General features: G+C 53.2%; 16 protein-coding genes. 10 read left to right on the top strand and 6 right to left on the bottom strand.

Features of this window, described 5'->3' with window-relative positions:
• Nucleotide 1: 1 nt before the first annotated feature.
• From AB9F27_RS13250 to AB9F27_RS13240, 3 genes are all read left to right on the top strand, one after another.
• Nucleotides 2-373 carry a response regulator gene (locus tag AB9F27_RS13250; protein WP_335585726.1) on the top strand — a complete coding sequence of 124 codons (372 nt, stop codon included), beginning with the start codon at nucleotides 2-4 and terminating at the stop codon, nucleotides 371-373.
• 591 nt (nucleotides 374-964) lie between these two features.
• The gene (locus AB9F27_RS13245) at nucleotides 965-1,459 is read left to right on the top strand and encodes a hypothetical protein (RefSeq protein WP_335585725.1); all 495 of its coding nucleotides are present in this window, start codon (nucleotides 965-967) and stop codon (nucleotides 1,457-1,459) included.
• A 164-nt stretch (nucleotides 1,460-1,623) separates the two neighbouring features.
• Complete coding sequence (locus tag AB9F27_RS13240) at nucleotides 1,624-3,828, top strand: DEAD/DEAH box helicase (protein WP_335585724.1); 2,205 nt, start codon at nucleotides 1,624-1,626, stop codon at nucleotides 3,826-3,828.
• Between the two features lie 40 nt (nucleotides 3,829-3,868).
• Here AB9F27_RS13240 and AB9F27_RS13235 read toward each other — a convergent pair whose 3' ends face one another.
• Complete coding sequence (locus AB9F27_RS13235; protein ID WP_039001058.1) at nucleotides 3,869-4,195, bottom strand: DUF6476 family protein; 327 nt, start codon at nucleotides 4,193-4,195, stop codon at nucleotides 3,869-3,871.
• Between AB9F27_RS13235 and AB9F27_RS13230 the strand changes: the two genes are divergently transcribed.
• From AB9F27_RS13230 to AB9F27_RS13220, 3 genes are all read left to right on the top strand, one after another.
• Complete coding sequence (locus AB9F27_RS13230; RefSeq protein WP_335585723.1) at nucleotides 4,194-5,240, top strand: RluA family pseudouridine synthase; 1,047 nt, start codon at nucleotides 4,194-4,196, stop codon at nucleotides 5,238-5,240. The genes AB9F27_RS13235 and AB9F27_RS13230 overlap by 2 nt on opposite strands.
• 188 nt (nucleotides 5,241-5,428) lie before the next feature.
• Nucleotides 5,429-6,325, top strand: a complete 897-nt coding sequence (rpoH, locus tag AB9F27_RS13225) for an RNA polymerase sigma factor RpoH (RefSeq protein ID WP_335585722.1) — start codon at nucleotides 5,429-5,431, stop codon at nucleotides 6,323-6,325.
• Between the two features lie 124 nt (nucleotides 6,326-6,449).
• Nucleotides 6,450-7,421, top strand: coding sequence for a Gfo/Idh/MocA family oxidoreductase (locus AB9F27_RS13220; RefSeq protein WP_335585721.1), 972 nt, complete (start codon nucleotides 6,450-6,452; stop codon nucleotides 7,419-7,421).
• Nucleotide 7,422: 1 nt separating this feature from the next.
• On the opposite strand, the gene AB9F27_RS13215 is transcribed toward AB9F27_RS13220, so the two are convergent.
• From AB9F27_RS13215 to AB9F27_RS13195, 5 genes are all read right to left on the bottom strand, one after another.
• Nucleotides 7,423-8,598 (bottom strand): dipeptidase, encoded by a 1,176-nt coding sequence (locus AB9F27_RS13215; protein WP_369755899.1) that lies wholly within the window; start codon nucleotides 8,596-8,598, stop codon nucleotides 7,423-7,425.
• An 86-nt stretch (nucleotides 8,599-8,684) separates the two neighbouring features.
• Nucleotides 8,685-9,131 (bottom strand): hypothetical protein, encoded by a 447-nt coding sequence (locus AB9F27_RS13210; protein ID WP_369755898.1) that lies wholly within the window; start codon nucleotides 9,129-9,131, stop codon nucleotides 8,685-8,687.
• Nucleotides 9,132-10,961: a M3 family oligoendopeptidase gene (locus AB9F27_RS13205; RefSeq protein WP_335585718.1), complete on the bottom strand. Its 1,830-nt coding sequence runs from the start codon at nucleotides 10,959-10,961 to the stop codon at nucleotides 9,132-9,134.
• Between the two features lie 135 nt (nucleotides 10,962-11,096).
• The gene (locus AB9F27_RS13200; RefSeq protein ID WP_335585717.1) at nucleotides 11,097-12,032 is read right to left on the bottom strand and encodes an alpha/beta hydrolase; all 936 of its coding nucleotides are present in this window, start codon (nucleotides 12,030-12,032) and stop codon (nucleotides 11,097-11,099) included.
• A gap of 3 nt (nucleotides 12,033-12,035) precedes the next feature.
• Nucleotides 12,036-12,320: an SCP2 sterol-binding domain-containing protein gene (locus AB9F27_RS13195; protein WP_335585716.1), complete on the bottom strand. Its 285-nt coding sequence runs from the start codon at nucleotides 12,318-12,320 to the stop codon at nucleotides 12,036-12,038.
• Between the two features lie 71 nt (nucleotides 12,321-12,391).
• Here AB9F27_RS13195 and AB9F27_RS13190 point away from each other — a divergent pair, with 71 nt between their 5' ends.
• Genes AB9F27_RS13190 through fdxA form a run of 4 tightly spaced genes read left to right on the top strand, consistent with a single transcriptional unit; the run spans nucleotide 12,392 to nucleotide 16,570 of the window.
• Nucleotides 12,392-12,964: a tetratricopeptide repeat protein gene (locus AB9F27_RS13190; protein ID WP_335585715.1), complete on the top strand. Its 573-nt coding sequence runs from the start codon at nucleotides 12,392-12,394 to the stop codon at nucleotides 12,962-12,964.
• Nucleotides 12,965-12,976: 12 nt separating this feature from the next.
• A complete protein-coding gene (locus AB9F27_RS13185) occupies nucleotides 12,977-15,778 on the top strand; it encodes a helicase-related protein (RefSeq protein WP_335585714.1) in 2,802 nt (933 codons plus the stop codon).
• A gap of 3 nt (nucleotides 15,779-15,781) precedes the next feature.
• Nucleotides 15,782-16,198 carry an RNA-binding S4 domain-containing protein gene (locus AB9F27_RS13180; RefSeq protein WP_335585713.1) on the top strand — a complete coding sequence of 139 codons (417 nt, stop codon included), beginning with the start codon at nucleotides 15,782-15,784 and terminating at the stop codon, nucleotides 16,196-16,198.
• A gap of 33 nt (nucleotides 16,199-16,231) precedes the next feature.
• Entirely contained in the window at nucleotides 16,232-16,570 is a 339-nt protein-coding gene (gene fdxA, locus AB9F27_RS13175) for a ferredoxin FdxA (protein WP_039001047.1), read from the top strand.
• Nucleotides 16,571-16,587 lie beyond the last annotated feature (17 nt).

Genomic DNA, 16,587 nt, shown 5'->3' with positions numbered 1-16,587 from the left:
AATGTCAAAAGTATTGGTCGTTGATGATGATCCACAATTAAGAGAATTGATGGAAAGATTTTTGTCGAGAGCTGGATTTGAGGTCGTTCTTTGCGAGGGGCCAGAACCGGCTCTTGTTGTCATTTCTGAAACCGATGATTTTGATGTTGCGGTGCTGGACGTATGGCTAGGACTGGATAGTGGTTTAGATCTCTACGACAGTATTCTCCAGAAACTGCCAGATTTACCCGTGGTTTTCGTATCGGGGGGCGGCGGTCTTATTCCCTTGGAAACGACGACGGCTCTCGCGGATATCAAAGGCGCAAAAACCTTTCTGTACAAGCCATTTAAAGGCGACGATTTAGTCGCCGCTGTCACTTCGGCGCTCCTTTAATCCACAAGTAATCCTAGGTATGACCGCAATCGTGTTCTAACCGTACTGAAATTTATCTTATTGCTACTAGCATCTTTACATATGTGCAGGGTTCCTTTAGATAAAGTTGCTATAAGCAATTGTCTGTGGACGGTGTGTGATTGATTCTTTTGCAATAGAACGACGACCCGCGGCCTTGATTCTTGGCGAGCATTCGCTCGCTGGACAAGCTGTCCTGAATAGGTTGGGTTCCGAGAATTGGTTGTCAGTCGTAACAGATTTTGAACGAGCTTTGGATCAAATGTCCCTTCGGGTATTCGATGTTGTGGTTATAGTTTCGAGGCAATCTGAACTTCAGGTGTTGCAGTTTGCGCGGCACATTCGCTCTCAGTCTACGCGAACACGTGTTGCTACGGTTTTGGTCATTTCTGATGAGGTATCGCCTGAAGATGCAAAACTTGCGGGAATTGATCGGGTCGTAGGATTCGAGTCTGGGGTTAAGGATGTTGTTCTCCATATTGCGCAAGCGGCGACGCAGCGTGTGGAGAAAAGCAGATTGAGACGAAAAGAGAATTTTGTTTTGTAACTATTAGGGTTGGTACGGGATTTACTATGGATGAGAGCGAAAAAAACAAAATCGTTAGCGCGTATTTTGCCGCAGCTGAAGCGATGGTCGCTCTTGGGGGATTGGCCTCTGGTAAATCCGGCATCAATGTTGTGCCCTTTGCCCCAGTGAAAAACCAACGACGCGGAGCAAATGTTTCTGCCGATGACGCTTCTTTGCAAAAGTCCGAAGTAATTGGCGGGAAAAGCGATGTATTGTCTGAAGTTTCCAATCACATCCGGTCGACCAAAACGGGCACGCATGCCTTTGCCGATACTATTGTTTCAATCCAACCGGGATATTTGAAAATAGGGGCGCGGGGGCAAAGCGCGGATCAAGCAAGCGCATTGGTGTTTTGGGAAGATCTGGAAAAACATCAATGGATGCTTGATGTCCTCGCGGAACTAGAAGCATTCGCGTCTGCAAATTCACTCGCGCAAACGGCAGAGGCACTTGTTGCCGCTCGGTGCGAGATCATTTCTCGTGCCGCGCGCACAAAGTAAATGCGCCTACAGCCATCGTATTCGTGGGCCATTATTGCTTCTTGAGAGCGAAATTCATGCATTTGTTACTTTTTAAGGGGTAAATGCGATTTTCGGCTCTTCTTTGATTGCTTTATCGCCTACTTCTGAATATGCCCGCCCTTTCCGTCGGCCAATGGGTCGATATGATTTTTTCGAAAGATATCGCCGTGACGCAATTCGAAGGCATTCTGCCGCCCCTTTCCGACGCCCTTGTAAAAAAGGGTTACACCGAGCTGACCCCCGTTCAGCTAGACGTCTCCGATCCTGCATTAGCTGAATCCGATCTCTTGGTGTCCGCGCAAACTGGGTCGGGTAAGACGGTTGCTTTTGGTCTAGCGATTGCGCCGACGATTCTTGGCGATGCTCTCCGATTTGAGCGGGCCGATGCGCCCCTTACATTGATTGTGGCACCGACGCGCGAATTGGCGTTGCAAGTGCGCCGCGAGTTTGAATGGCTTTACGCTGAAACGGGTGCGCGCATCGCGTCCTGTGTTGGCGGCATGGACATGCGGACCGAACGCCGCGAATTGGACCAAGGCGCACACATTGTTGTGGGCACACCTGGCCGTCTTCGCGACCATATCGCGCGCAAATCTTTGCGTATGGACCAAATGCGGGCAATCGTTTTGGACGAAGCCGACGAGATGCTCGATCTTGGCTTTCGCGATGACCTCGAGTTTATTCTTGGCGAAGCCCCAGAAGAGCGTCGCACTTTGATGTTCTCGGCGACGGTTCCACGTCAAATCGCCGACCTTGCACGCAACTTCCAAAAAGACGCCAAGCGGGTTGCAACCGCTTCCGAAGCCAAGCAACACGTTGATATCGACTATCAAGCTTTGGTCTGTGCCGCGCCTGACCGCGAAAACGCTATTATCAATTTGCTACGCTTTCACGAGCCCGAAACGGCGATTGTTTTCTGTGGCACACGTGTGACCGTAAACCATTTGACGGCGCGTTTTACCAACCGTGGTTTCCGCGTTGTGGCGCTTTCCGGCGAGCTTTCCCAAGCAGAACGTAGCCACGCTCTTCAAGCGATGCGCGATGGCCGCGCCCAAGTTTGTGTGGCGACTGACGTTGCGGCGCGCGGGATCGACCTTCCGGGTCTAAATCTTGTTGTGCACGCTGATTTACCACAAAACCAAGAAGCTCTTCTGCACCGCTCTGGCCGTACAGGTCGCGCGGGCCAAAAAGGCATTTCGGCGTTGATCGTTCCAAAAAATCAACGTGGCAAGGCTGAACGTTTGCTGAAATGGGCGAAAGTTACCGCGAATTGGGGCACTCCTCCAAGTGCGTCTGACGTGCGCGCCAAAGACGATGAGCGTTTGATCGCCAGCTTCAAAACAGAAGAAGTTCTCGGCGAAGAAGCCGTTGTTGCGGCGCTCCTCGAAGGGAACACTCCCGAGCAAATCGCTTCTGCGTATATCGCGCAGTATCGCTCCTTGCGCACCTCTCCGGAAGAGTTGCGTGAAGTCGGCGGTGTAGACGCGCCCACAGAGAATCGTGGATTTGCGAGTTCTGTTTGGCTGTCCCTCAATGTTGGCCGCGAGCAACGGGCCGAGCCACGCTGGCTCATTCCGCTGCTTTGCAAGGCTGGTGGCATTACCAAACGCGAAATCGGCGCGATCAAGATGGTTCCCAATGAAACATATGTTGAGTTGGACGCCACCATTGCAGATCGTTTCTTTGCGGCATTGGGCAAAGACAACATCCTAGAAGAAGACGTAAAAGCGACCAAGCTCGACAAGGTTCCAGACGTTGCGCGCAGTGGTCATTCAGGTGCTCGTCCGAGCTTTGGTGACAAACCGCGCGGTGGACCGCGCCCCGATCGTGGCCCTCGCGAAGAACGTGCCCCACGTTCGGATTCGCACCGCAAGCCGCATGATGGCGCCAACGGGTACAAGGGCAACAAGCCTGAAGGCAAATACGAAGGCAAGCCAGCCGGTAAGTACGAAGGCAAAAAGCCTGAGGGCAAGTACGAAGGCAAACCCGCAGGTAAATACGAAGGCAAAAAGCCTGAAGGCAAATACGAAGGCAAACCTGCCGGTAAGTATGAAGGCAAACCCGCTGGTAAATATGCAGGTAAGCCAGCCGGGAAATACGCCGGAAACACGGATAACAAACCCCGCAAACCTCGTGCAGAAGGGGCTTCTGGCGCGGACTTCAAACCGAAATTCGGTGGATCTGCAGATTCTGGACCCAAACGCGGTGGACCGGCTGGAAAACCTGCGGGTGGCCCGAAAAAATCGGGACCACCAGCCGGATTTGACCCCAAAGATACGTCGCAAAAGCTGCGCCACAAGGCCACGGGCAAGGGCAAGTTCGCCAAGCCAAGAAAACCAGTCAAATAGAGTAAATAGCCCAGTTCATCGCTGGGCTATCCGCTTTGGGTCAGTCGTTTTGCAATGTGATTGTTTGGCGTAAGGTTTGTTTGTCACGGTCATAGATTAGGATTTGGTCTTGATCCGTGACAATGGCATACCAGTCATTTCCCTGCGTAAAGGCGCGAGCAGCGACTCCCTCGGGCAAAGTAATTTCGCTGGGTAGAATGCTTGATTTCGTACCTGAAAGTGTTTCCTTGTCAGGGAAACGGGTGACAAGCAGAACAATCACCACTACAAGCCCTGCAATCATCGTTGCCGTCAGTATTGTAACTAAGACGCGCAGAAATTTTAGGTTGGCCGGAAGTTCGATTTCCGTTTCAGGAGCCTCATTCATGTCCGCACTCTCCGTTGTATCTGTGGTGATCGCTGCTGATCCCCCTAAACGCCTTGATAAAGCGCTTTCGCGTGACGTACCAGTAGAAGCCTCTTTGAGCCGGTCGCGTATGGCGAAATTGCTCGAAGAAGGTGCGATCAAACAAAACGGCGTGGTTCAAACCGACCCTCGGGCGAAGGTAAGCGAAGGGGATGTCTTTGAAATCACCATTCCTTTTGCTGCCGAAAGCCACATCCTTCCCGAAGATATCCCGCTTGAGGTGGTTTTTGAGGACGACGATCTCATTGTTGTAAATAAGCCCGTCGGCATGGTGGTGCATCCCGCACCCGGATCGCCGAATGGCACGCTTGTGAACGCGCTGATGTTTCACTGTGGCGATACGCTTTCGGGTGTTGGTGGCCAGAAGCGGCCTGGTATTGTGCACCGGATCGACAAAGAAACCAGCGGCCTTTTGGTGGCAGCAAAATCGGATGTGGCGCACCACAGTCTCGCAAAACAGTTCGCGGCACACACTGTTGTGCGCCACTATCACGCGGTTGTTTACGGCATGCCCGATGCGAATGATCCGCGCGTGCGGGGCGTCAAAGGCGTCAATTTTGAATCCGGAAATATTATGAAGATCACCACGCATTTGGCGCGTCATAAAAATGATCGCCAACGTCAGGCGGTTTTATTTCACGGCGGGCGACACGCTGTGACCCGCAGCCGGATTGTGATGCCTTTGGGCACCCCCGCGGTGGCGTCACTGATTGAATGTTGGCTTGAAACGGGCCGCACCCACCAAATTCGCGTTCACATGGCGCATGCGGGTCACAGTCTTATTGGCGATCCGACTTATGGTGGTAGACGCAAATTGTCGGAGAAAGTTGTGGGCGTCGGTGGTGTCGAGGCCGTTCGTGCCTTCCCGCGTCAGGCGCTTCATGCGGCAACTCTTGGCTTCGTGCATCCTGTAACCAAGGAAGCGATGCAGTTCAAAGCGCCGATGCCTGCGGATATGGTTGGCCTGATTCAAGCCCTTGGCGGGGATATTGACGCACTCCCATAGGAATGTTTCAGACTCGCACTTAGCTGTGAATTCCTTATATTTCACTGGATATCAGGACGTGCGGCGCTCATATTTGCTTAAGACAGATGCGTTATGGGGTCTCCCATGTGCCTTTGCCACTTGAACTTACTACGAACGTAATTATCTGAATGTTAACTGTCTAAACATAACAAACAGGGGGCAGAAGAATGAGCAATTTTAAAAACCTACCGGCCGCAACACCGGAACAAGGTCTGAGTCATTACCTTCGGGACATCCGCAAGTTTCCAATGCTGGAACCCGAGGAAGAATATATGCTGGCCAAACGCTGGGTCGAGGACCAAGACAGCGAAGCCGCGCATAAGATGGTCACAAGCCACCTGCGTCTCGCGGCGAAAATCGCCATGGGGTATCGAGGCTATGGCTTGCCACAAGCCGAGGTCGTCTCTGAGGCGAATGTCGGCTTGATGCAGGCTGTGAAGCGTTTTGATCCCGAGAAGGGATTCCGTCTGGCGACCTATGCCATGTGGTGGATTCGCGCGAGCATCCAAGAATATGTGCTGCGCAGTTGGTCCCTCGTTAAATTGGGTACAACTAGCGCGCAAAAGAAGCTGTTCTTTAATCTGCGCAAGGCGAAAGCCCGTATTGGTGCCCTTGAAGACGGCGATTTACGCCCCGAGCATGTGGCGCGTATCGCCCATGATCTGAGTGTGACCGAGGCTGAAGTTGTCTCGATGAACCGCCGGCTTTCCGGTGGGGATGCGTCGCTCAATGCCGTGATCGGCAGCGACGGGGACACCACAACACAATGGCAGGATTGGCTCCAAGATGACGATGCCGACCAAGCGGGCGACTATGAAGCGAATGACGAATTGACGATTCGTCGCGAGCTTTTGACCGAAGCTATGGACGTTTTGAATGACCGCGAAAAAGATATCCTTATACAGCGCCGCTTGACAGACAAAGCGGTGACGTTGGAAGAGCTGTCGGGCCAATATAATGTGAGCCGCGAGCGGGTACGCCAAATTGAGGTGCGTGCGTTCGAGAAGCTTCAAGAGCGGATGCGCGAGACCGCCAAAGACAAAGGCCTACTGGTTCCTTCCTAGGGCTTTAAATCGAAATTTTTAAAAAGGGCTCCGTTGATCGGGGCCCTTTTTCTGTGTCACTGACGCGTATTGCGCAACGTGGACAACATGGTAACTTAGCAAAAATTTATAGGGAGCACTTCATATGAGCAACATTTTACGTTGGGGAATTCTGGGCGCGTCAAATTTCGCAGAAAGATTCATGGCACCCGCTATTCACGCAGCCATAGGAAACGAACTTGTAGCCTTGGCAACGTCAAATGCAGCCAAGGCCGCGCCATTTCAGGCATTCTGCCCGTCGCTTGAGGTCTTTGGCGATTACGATGCTTTGTTGGCCTCGCCAAATATCGATGCCGTTTACATTCCGTTGCCCAATCATCTCCATGTGGCATGGACAAAAAAAGCTCTTCAGGCGGGGAAGCACGTGTTGTGCGAAAAGCCAGTTGCGCTTGAAGCGAATGAGATCGACGACCTTATAGCCCTGCGCGATCAAACGGGCCTTGTCGCCGCCGAAGCCTTTATGATTGCACATCACCCGCAGTGGATTGAGGTCAGGGACCGGATCGCTGCAGGAGATATTGGTACCCTACGTCATGTGAGTGGTCAGTTTTGTTACAACAACGAGTCCGCGACCGACAATATCCGCAATCTTGCGGAATTTGGCGGCGGCGCGGCGCGTGATATTGGCGTATACATCTATGCCAGTACCCTTTTCGCGACGGGCGCAAACCTGCCCGAAATTACGGCCGTTTCAATGCGTGAGGAGGGGGGCGTGGATGTGTTTACCGATGTTCAGGCGCAGTTCGAAGGATTTACCTATTCGGGCATGGTTTCGATGCGCCTCGCGCCACATCAAGAAATGCTATTCCTTGGAGACAAAGGGAAAATCCGCGTGACGACACCTTTCAATGCCAATGTCGCCGGAGAGGCGCAAGTTTGGCTGTCTAATGAAGCGGGCGAAACTGTGTCGCGTTATCCGGGGCTGAACCAATATGTGCTTCAAGTCGAAAACTTTGCTCAATCCGTTGGCACCGGTTCCGCCTATCCATACACGCTGGAAGATAGCAAAAAGGCCCAATCCATGATGGATCAGATCTTTGCAAAAGCGAAAAAGTAGCCTAGGGGGCGAGGCGGGCGCGCAACACGCGCACCATGTTCTCGCCCATAACTTTGCGGATATCGGTTTCAGAAATCTCTAAGTCGAGGAGCGCTTGCGTCAGCGCGGCCAATTCGGATGTATCAAAGGCGGTGCCCACGGCACCGTCAAAATCCGAACCAAGAGACACATAATCTGTACCTACGAGGTCAATCGCCGCCTTGATGGTTTTTGCGACGCCCATTGGAGTATCGTCGCAAGTGACGTCTTTCCAATAGCCAATCGCAATCGTGCCGCCTTTTGCAGCAACGGCTTGGATGAGGTCGTCGGGGATATTGCGCTTGATCTGGCAGTTGCTGAAGATACCTGTATGGCTTACAACGATGGGCATTTCAGTAATTTCGAGCACATCGCGAATGACTTGTTGGCTTGAATGGGACACGTCCAAAACCATGTTGCGGGCTTGGACTTGGGCGACAACTTCGCGGCCAAAATCGGTCAGCCCTGCGTCTGCTGTGCCATGGAGCGAGCCCCCAGCGGCGTTATCAAAGAAATGCTGTAACGAGATCATCCGAAACCCTGCGGCTTCGAGGGCGGCGATGTTTTGGATTTTACCCTCTAAAGGATGCGCCCCTTCGGTGCCGAGCAATGCGCCCACGGTTTTTGCCCCTGCGGCACGCTTTTCCAACAGGCTGTCGAGTTCGCTACGCGTGGTGATAATCGTTAAGTCATCGGGAGCTTTGTCTGCGTATTTATGCAAACGACTTGCCTGATACAGCGCCCGTTCAAGCAGGCTGTCCCATGCGGCGCGTGGCCATAACTGCGCATAAGCCAAGAGGGTGATATTGTCGCGCGCAGAGGTGGAATTCTCTTCGTAGTTTAACCCTGCGGGGCTTTTGGTGACCGTGGTAAAAACCTGAAGGGCGACGTTGCCTTCCTGCAGGCGCGGGACATCCACATGGCCACGGTCGCCACGTTCAAGCAAGCTGCGGTTCCAAAGCAACGTATCGGCGTGCCAATCACCGATCACGAGGCTGTCGTGTAACGCTTGGGCATCAGGCGTGACGGGGTAGGGCGCGTGAGCCTCGACCGTATTCAAATTGCTTTCCAAATAGCCCGGTCCAAAAGTGAGCAAAGCCCCAAGGCCAACAACAAGGATGGCGAGAACAATTTTCAGGAGTCGTTTAATACCGCGCATAGGAACCCTCGTTGTTTTCGGAAAAGTCTATTTCATATGAGCGAATAAACAATGAGAATTGCTAAACACGTGATGTGAAAAGTATTTTAAAACAAACTACAGGAAGAAATATTGCCGTCGGTATCTTGGAGTACAACCATAACTTCGCTCGAATCTATAATTTGCGACGTGGTTGCCCCCTCCGCCAACATGGCATTTTCAAATTCTGTTTCGGTGGGCGTATCCATGTAGCTTTGGCCGTTGATCAAGAGGTCTTGGACATCAACCGACGTCATTGTTTCGACAAGGAGCGATTTTTCCTGTTTCCAATCCGCGCGATAAGTCCCGATCAATTCGACAGTTGCGTCGCTTCCGACAATTGTGGCGTCAAAGCTGCCTTCGCTCGTGCCATTATTGTAATAGGCGACGGTTCCCATGATTTGGTTGGTCTCGGAGTAGTTTTCACAACTCCATTGACCGACCATAGATGGTTCCGCAAAGGCACCGAAGGGCGCCAATGCGAGGAGGGTGAAAGCGGGGAGGGTGACGCGCATTTAGTCCTCCATCGCTTCAAGTTCGTCGATCATGCCGGAAATCATCGACAGACCTTTGTCCCAGAATTTGGGGTCGGAGGCGTCAAGTCCGAAGGGAGCGAGCAGTTCTGAGTGGTGCTTGGAGCCGCCCGCCTTCAACATATCAAAATATTTCTCTTGGAAGTCTTCGCCGCCCTCGGCGTAGACGGCGTAAAGCGCGTTCACGAGGCCATCACCAAAGGCATAGGCATAGACATAGAACGGCGAGTGCACGAAGTGCGGGACATAGGCCCAGAACGTGGCATAACCCGGTGTGAATTCAAAGATAGGTCCGAGGCTCTCGGCCTGTACTGACATCCAAAGCGCGTTGATGTCTTCAGGGGTGAGTTCACCTTCGGCGCGGGCCGCGTGGAGTTTGCATTCAAAGTCGTAAAACGCGATTTGGCGCACGACCGTGTTGATCATATCCTCAACTTTACCCGCAAGCAGGACTTTGCGCTCTTCTTTGGTGGTGGCCTTAGCGAGCATCGCTTGGAAGGTCAGCATCTCGCCAAAAACACTGGCGGTTTCGGCCAATGTGAGGGGGGTGGAGGACAGAAGCTCGCCCTGTTCCGCAGCCAAAACTTGGTGCACGCCGTGGCCAAGTTCATGCGCTAGCGTCATCACGTCGCGCGGCTTCCCAAGGTAGTTGAGCATGACATAGGGATGCACATTTGTGACCGTTGGATGCGCGAAGGCCCCGGGCGCTTTGCCCGGTTTGACCGCTGCATCAATCCAACCTTCGGAGAAAAACGGCGCGGCGATCTTGGCCATTCTAGGGTCAAAACCCTCGTAGGCTTCCATCACAGTGTCTTTGGCTTCTTGCCAATCGACGGTTTTCTCGTCTTTTTTGGGGAGAGGCGCGTTGCGGTCCCAAGTTTGCATTGTCTCAAGGCCAAGCCATTTTGCCTTGAGGGCATAATAGCGATGCGAGAGTTTTGGATAGGCGGCCACAACCGCATTGCGCAGGGCCTCGACAACTTCTGGTTCTACATGGTTCGACAAATGCCGCGCCGTCTGGGGCGAGGGCATTTTGCGCCAGCGATCATCAATTTCTTTTTCTTTGGCCAATGTATTGTGAACGCGAGCGAATATTTTGATGTTCTCTTCAAAAACACGGGCCAATTCAAAGTTCGCCACTTCGCGTTTTGCACGGTCTTGGTCGGTCAGAAGGTTGAGAACGGCTTCGAGGTTCATGTCTTCGCCGTCAATAGTGAATTGTAAGCCGGCGATTGTTTCGTCGAACAAACGGTTCCACGCTGCGGCACCAACGGTTGATTGATCGTGCAGGAATTTTTCCAACTCGTCGGACAATTGGTGCGGCTTCATTGCGCGTTGACGATCAAAAATCGGCTTGTAGCGTTTCAAACCGGCATTTTCGGCAAACATGTTTGCCAGCGCGTCGTCTTCAAGGCGGTTCAACTCAAGGCTATAGAAAACCAGCGGAGTCGTGAAAACGGTCACTTTTTCTTGGGTGTCGGACATGAATTTCGCGCGATCACTATCGGTTGTGATCTGATAATACCGCAAGCCCGCAAATGACATGATGCGGCCTGCGATCAGGTCAATTGCCTCATAGGCGTGAACGCAAGCAAGCATTCCGGCGGCATCCAGATCGGCGAGTTTACCTTCGTAGGCCGCGGCGAAATCGGCGCAGGCCGTCTCAAGCCAAGCCATATCACGGGTCAATTCGGGCGCGTCTTCACTGGTGTAAAGATCGTCGAGGTTCCATTCTGGCAGATCGCCGAAATCGGCGGCCTCCCCAGTGGAGGGGGTCGCATCGAAGACGGGCATAGGACGGGAAAAACGCATGAAAAACCTCAATAATTGCCCTCTAGACATAGGCCTTAGGAGGGGGGCGGTTCAAGGGGTATGGGGGCGCGCAAAGGTAAAAACACCCCAAGCCACAGGAAAATCGCGCGGGATTTTATTTGGAAAGGGCGCGGGCTAAGTATTCTCACCAAAAAATTCACACATGATGTCGGTTACACGATCTAATGTTTCGGGATTTTCAAAGAGGATTTCGTGCTCGGCTTTCGCGACCATTTCTAAACGTCCGTTCGGCCAATGCGCCATGCGTTTTCCAATGGTACCTGCGCGAACAACGCGCTCATTTGTTCCGAGAAACGTCAGGCAAGGAACATTGGGCGAGGGCAGTTTTGCGAGATCGCGACACTCTCGCAACCCTTCGATGAGCCAGCCAAGCGACGGTCCGCCGAGAGCCAATTCAGGATGCGCAACGACTTGGGATTTAAGCCATTCGTAGGTTGGCCGATCACTTGTCAGCATATTGTCCGCATAGGGTTCCGTAAGGACATAGGTCTGAATATTTGTCCCCGGACTTAGGGTTTTCCCCTTGCCGACCTGATGCGCAACCGCACCCAAAACCCACGCGGGAAGGCGCATCCTTGGCGGGACATTGATCCCCCACATTGGCCCCGTTAAACATACTGCTTTGACATCAAGACCATTTGAAAGCGCGCGCAGAGCGATACATCCGCCCATCGAATGCCCCAGTAGATAATACGGCTCGGGAAGGGACATTTCTTTGGCTGCGGCCACCATGGTCGCGACATCGAGTTGATAGTCCTGAAAATCTTCAACATGACCAAGTAGGCGATCAGGTGCATCCCGATCTGCGAGGCCTTGTCCCCGCCAATCAACGACCAAAGCCGCATAGCCGCGCGTGCCCAAAACCGTGGCCGTTGGCGCGTATTTTTCGATGTATTCCGTGCGCCCAGGGAAGATCAGGACCGTTCCCATGGGCGCATCTTGGTTCCAAACGCCCAATCGAATCCGCACACCATCAGAAGTCGTCCACCATGTGGCGTCTCCGGGGTCTGCGGCGCCGACTATATCCTCATAAAAGGGGGCAGTTTTCATGGCTTAGGACAATTCTGCACCGAGTTTGATGGCGGTTGCCATGTCACCGTCCATAGAAAGTTTGCCCGTCATAAAGGCCGTTGTGGGGTTCAAGCTGCCGTCGAGAATGGCCTGAAACGTTTCGACATCCGCCGACAAAGTAACATCCGTGTCGTCGTCGCCCGCACGCACGCCGTCCGCGTCGATGACAATGCCGCCTTCGCCTTCGACCATGAACTTTGCAGTCCCATCGAAGGTTTTGATTTTCTCAGACAAAACGCCGACGGCAGCAGTGATTATTTCGCTCATTTAGATTCTCCTAAAAACGTGAAGGTTTGGGGGTCGCTTTTCCCAACCTTTCGGCTACAGTTGCATTTGTTATGAGCGCTTTAAACCCCTTTCTCAATCGTATCGTTACGGCATTTCTTCTTGCGACAGTCATTTTGTGGGCTGGCGGGCAAGCGGTTCAGGCGCAGGATGTCGATTTGGATGTGCTTTTCGCAGATCTCGCAGACCCGCAAAACGAAAACTGGGAAAAGACCGAAGATCAAATCCGCGCTCTTTTCAGGGAGTCCGGCTCGGAGTCGATGAATTTCTTGCTAGAACGCGGTTATGCGGCTCTTTCACAAGGGGATTTGGAAGTGGCCGTGGAACATTTTACGGCGCTCACCGACCACGCACCCGATTTTGCCGAAGGATATAATGGGCGGGCGACGACGTATTTTAATCTAGGTATGTATGGGCCGTCGGTTTCGGACATCGCAACGGTCTTATCGTTAGAGCCACGCCACTTTGGCGCGATTATTGGACTGGCGCGAATCTTGGAGGATTCGGGTAAACCCAAACAAGCGCTTGAGGTCTATCAGCAGGTTGCCTTAATACACCCCAACCAACCGCAGGTCGCAAAAGCCATTGCGCGCTTGAGTGCATCGGTCGGCGGGACCAACCTTTAAGGGCTGAAGAACATGGCGAACGCGCCGCGGATCAAAGCGATCCTAGGCCCGACCAATACGGGCAAAACTCACTACGCAATCGAACGTATGCTGGCACATCGAACTGGTGTGATTGGCCTGCCGTTGCGCCTTTTGGCGCGCGAAGTTTATGACAAGATTGTCGCTCTGCGCGGGCCATCCGTCGTGGCATTGGTGACGGGCGAGGAGCGTATTGTGCCGCCGCGCGCGCAATATTGGGTCTGTACGGTTGAAGCGATGCCCGAGGGAATGGGCTGTGATTTCCTTGCGGTTGATGAAATTCAGCTTTGCGCCGATCCCGAGCGGGGCCATATTTTTACCGACCGATTGCTGCGCGCCCGTGGCTTGCACGAAACCTTGTTTATGGGGTCGGACACGATGCGCAGCGCAATTGCCGATCTCTTGGGGGATGTCGATTTTATTCGTCGCGAACGGCTTTCGGAGCTGACTTACGCAGGCAGTAAAAAGATCGCACGAATGCCGGGGCGCTCGGCGATCGTTGGGTTCTCGGTGGAAAATCTCTATGCGATAGCCGAACTTCTGCGTCGGCAAAAAGGTGGAGCGGCCGTTGTGACGGGGGGGCTTAGTCCGCGCACCCGCAATGCCCAAGTCGAGATGTATCAAAACGGCGAGGTGGATTATCTGGTGGCGACGGATGCCATTGGGATGGGGCTAAACCTTGATATCAACCATGTCGCGTTTTCGGCCACGGATAAGTTTGACGGGCGGCGTATGCGACCCTTGATGCCCAATGAGTTGGCCCAGATTGCAGGGCGGGCAGGGCGGCACATGAGCCACGGCAGTTTTGGCGTGACGGGGGACGCTGCTCCGCTTGAGGATGGTTTGGCCGATGCCATAATGAACCACCGTTTCGCCCCCATTAAAAAGCTGAATTGGCGCAATTCACGGCTGGAATTTGGCACTAGCGATGCGTTGATTCGAAGTCTTGAAGTCGCGCCAAATGACGAACGTTTGGTAAAAGCGCGCGAAGCGGACGATCTGCGCACCCTCAAAACACTGACGGCGATGCCGATTGTGAGCGATAAAATTGTTTCTGCTGGCGATGTTAAACGGCTTTGGGATGTTTGCCGTGTTCCGGATTTTCGGGGAATCAGCCACGGCGAACATGCGGGACTTTTGGAGCAATTGTTTCGATTCTTGCAGGAATTTGACCGTGTGCCGGACGATTGGTTCGCCAGACAGGTCAAACGGATCGATAAAACGGACGGTGATATCGATGTTTTATCTAAAAGATTGGCGTTTATCCGCACATGGACTTATGTTTCTCAGCGTAGCGGGTGGCTTGACGACGAAACCCATTGGCGAGAAGCGACGCGCGCTGTAGAAGACCGATTATCAGACGCGCTCCATGGAGCGCTCACACAACGATTTGTTGACCGGCGGACAAGTGTTTTGTTGCGGCGGTTGAAGCAGAAGGAGGGCCTAGTGGCCGACGTAAACGATAAAGGTGAAGTTCTAGTTGAGGGCGAATTCGTCGGTAAGCTAGAGGGATTTCAGTTCAGCCAAGATAAGAGCGCTAGCTCTGAAGAGGCCAAAACACTGCGGGCAGCAAGCCTGCAAGCTCTGGCCCCAGAGTTCCATTTGCGTGCAGATCGTTTTTATAACGCGCCTGATACCGAGATCGATTTCACCGAGCAAGGGGGCCTCATGTGGGGCGAACTTGCGCTGGGAAAATTGGTCGTCGGATCGGACCCGCTCAAGCCTTTGGTCGTTGCATTTGTCGACGAGGAAGCCGGCCCCGATGTGATCCAAAAGGTCACACGTCGCCTGCAACATTTCATTGATCGCAAAGTCGCGACCTTGTTTGAACCCCTATTGGCGATGAGTCGCGATGAGGCTCTCACAGGGATGGCCCGTGGTTTCGCCTTCCGGATGGTCGAAGATTTCGGCATTATTTCGCGCGATCAAGTGGCCACCGAAGTGAAAGACCTCGATCAGGACGCCCGTGGCGCGCTGCGCAAGCACGGCATTCGTTTTGGTCAGTTTACGATCTTTATGCCGCTCTTGCTTAAGCCTGCCGCGACACGTTTGCGTCTGGTTCTTTGGTCGTTGGCCAAAGATTTGGCAGAATTTCCCGAAAGCCCCCCTCCGGGTCTTGTGACAATTCCGACCGACACTTCGGCTCCATTGGGCGCTGATATGATGGCGGGATATCGGAACGCGGGCGACCGAGCCATTCGTATTGATATGTTGGAACGCTTGGCAGACCTACTGCGTACACAAAACAGTCGTTCCGGTTTTGAAGCCAATCCTGACATGTTGTCGATTACGGGCATGACTTTGGAGCAATTCTCCAAGCTGATGGTCGGCCTTGGCTATAAAGCCGAAAAGGGCGAGCGCAGCAAAATTAAAGCGGTCCCCGTTGTGGCCGCGGTTGAACCAGAAGCGACAGAAGTGGTTGCGACCGAAGATGCAACAACTGCAGTTCCAGAGGGTACGGCCCCGTTAGAGGCCGTTCCTGCGGAAGAAAACGCAGAAGAGGCGAAAGCTCCAGATGCAGGCGTCGAAGCTCCTGAAATGGAGGCTTTCTATACGTTTACATGGGCACCGAAGCCTCGGCCAAACAATCGTCGTCCACAAAAGGATGCGGCTGAAGGTACTCGCGGCAAGCCACAAGGACGTAAACCTGACGCAAAACGCGGTGGGCCAAAAGGTGGAAAGCCAGCCCCTCAAGGCGGCAAAAACTTCCAAGCACGACCTCCTAAAAAAGAGAAGCCGATTGATCCCGACAATCCCTTCGCAATGGCCCTCATGGGGTTGAAAGATAAAAAATAATCTATGAGTGAACTCCCGCCCAAACTTCGGGTTGATAAATGGCTCTGGCACGCGCGATTCTTTAAAACGCGCGGGCTAGCGAGCAAACTCGTGACCGGCGGGCATTTGCGGGTGAATGGAGCGAAAATAACTAAGTCGAGCTACGTTGTCGCCCTCGGGGATACGCTAACCTTTCCGCAAGGAGACCGCGTTCGGATCGTGCGCGTGATGCAAATGTCGGTTCGACGCGGGCCAGCACCCGAAGCGCAAGGACTCTATGAGGATCATTCGCCACCGCCCGATCCCAAAGCGCCCTACGAGCAGAAAACTGTTCCAGCTAAACCGAAATACGAGGGAAAAGCGCGGCCTACCAAAAAGGAACGGCGCAAAAGCATTCTTTCCCGACGTCAAATGCTTGAAAGATCACGCGAGCTAGAATAGCTAGGGCGTCGAAACAAACAAACGAGTTCCCGCATGACCTATATCGTCAACGACGCCTGTATCGCTTGCAAATATACCGACTGTGTCGAGGTTTGCCCCGTAGATTGCTTCTACGAAGGGGAAAATATGCTGGTGATTCATCCAGACGAATGCATCGATTGCGGCGTTTGCGAGCCTGAGTGCCCAGCGGATGCGATCCGTCCCGATACCGAGCCAGATACAGAAAAATGGGTTGAGTTTAACCGCAAGTATTCGGAACTTTGGCCTGTGATCATCGCCAAGAAAGACCAGCTCCCCGATGCGGAAGAGCGCGATGGAGAAGACGGAAAACTTGAGAAGTACTTCTCAGAGAAGCCCGGCGAAGGCAGCTAAGAGTGATTCGTTTTTTG

It is taken from the genome of Falsihalocynthiibacter sp. CO-5D18 (assembly GCF_041205445.1).
Classification (GTDB): Bacteria; Pseudomonadota; Alphaproteobacteria; order Rhodobacterales; family Rhodobacteraceae; genus Falsihalocynthiibacter; species Falsihalocynthiibacter arcticus.
This window is presented reverse-complemented; position numbering and strand designations above follow the sequence as displayed.

Excerpts from the sequence above, each read along its gene's own strand:
- AB9F27_RS13180 (WP_335585713.1), top strand. The coding sequence starts at position 15,782 with ATGAGTGAACTCCCGCCCAAACTTCGGGTTGATAAATGGCTCTGGCAC.
- AB9F27_RS13245 (WP_335585725.1), top strand. The coding sequence starts at position 965 with ATGGATGAGAGCGAAAAAAACAAAATCGTTAGCGCGTATTTTGCCGCA.
- AB9F27_RS13230 (WP_335585723.1), top strand. The coding sequence starts at position 4,194 with ATGTCCGCACTCTCCGTTGTATCTGTGGTGATCGCTGCTGATCCCCCT.
- AB9F27_RS13240 (WP_335585724.1), top strand. The coding sequence starts at position 1,624 with ATGATTTTTTCGAAAGATATCGCCGTGACGCAATTCGAAGGCATTCTG.
- AB9F27_RS13205 (WP_335585718.1), bottom strand. The coding sequence starts at position 10,961 with ATGCGTTTTTCCCGTCCTATGCCCGTCTTCGATGCGACCCCCTCCACT.
- AB9F27_RS13195 (WP_335585716.1), bottom strand. The coding sequence starts at position 12,320 with ATGAGCGAAATAATCACTGCTGCCGTCGGCGTTTTGTCTGAGAAAATC.
- AB9F27_RS13250 (WP_335585726.1), top strand. The coding sequence starts at position 2 with ATGTCAAAAGTATTGGTCGTTGATGATGATCCACAATTAAGAGAATTG.
- AB9F27_RS13200 (WP_335585717.1), bottom strand. The coding sequence starts at position 12,032 with ATGAAAACTGCCCCCTTTTATGAGGATATAGTCGGCGCCGCAGACCCC.
- AB9F27_RS13215 (WP_369755899.1), bottom strand. The coding sequence starts at position 8,598 with ATGCGCGGTATTAAACGACTCCTGAAAATTGTTCTCGCCATCCTTGTT.
- fdxA (WP_039001047.1), top strand. The coding sequence starts at position 16,232 with ATGACCTATATCGTCAACGACGCCTGTATCGCTTGCAAATATACCGAC.
- AB9F27_RS13220 (WP_335585721.1), top strand. The coding sequence starts at position 6,450 with ATGAGCAACATTTTACGTTGGGGAATTCTGGGCGCGTCAAATTTCGCA.
- AB9F27_RS13190 (WP_335585715.1), top strand. The coding sequence starts at position 12,392 with ATGAGCGCTTTAAACCCCTTTCTCAATCGTATCGTTACGGCATTTCTT.
- AB9F27_RS13210 (WP_369755898.1), bottom strand. The coding sequence starts at position 9,131 with ATGCGCGTCACCCTCCCCGCTTTCACCCTCCTCGCATTGGCGCCCTTC.
- AB9F27_RS13235 (WP_039001058.1), bottom strand. The coding sequence starts at position 4,195 with ATGAATGAGGCTCCTGAAACGGAAATCGAACTTCCGGCCAACCTAAAA.
- AB9F27_RS13185 (WP_335585714.1), top strand. The coding sequence starts at position 12,977 with ATGGCGAACGCGCCGCGGATCAAAGCGATCCTAGGCCCGACCAATACG.
- rpoH (WP_335585722.1), top strand. The coding sequence starts at position 5,429 with ATGAGCAATTTTAAAAACCTACCGGCCGCAACACCGGAACAAGGTCTG.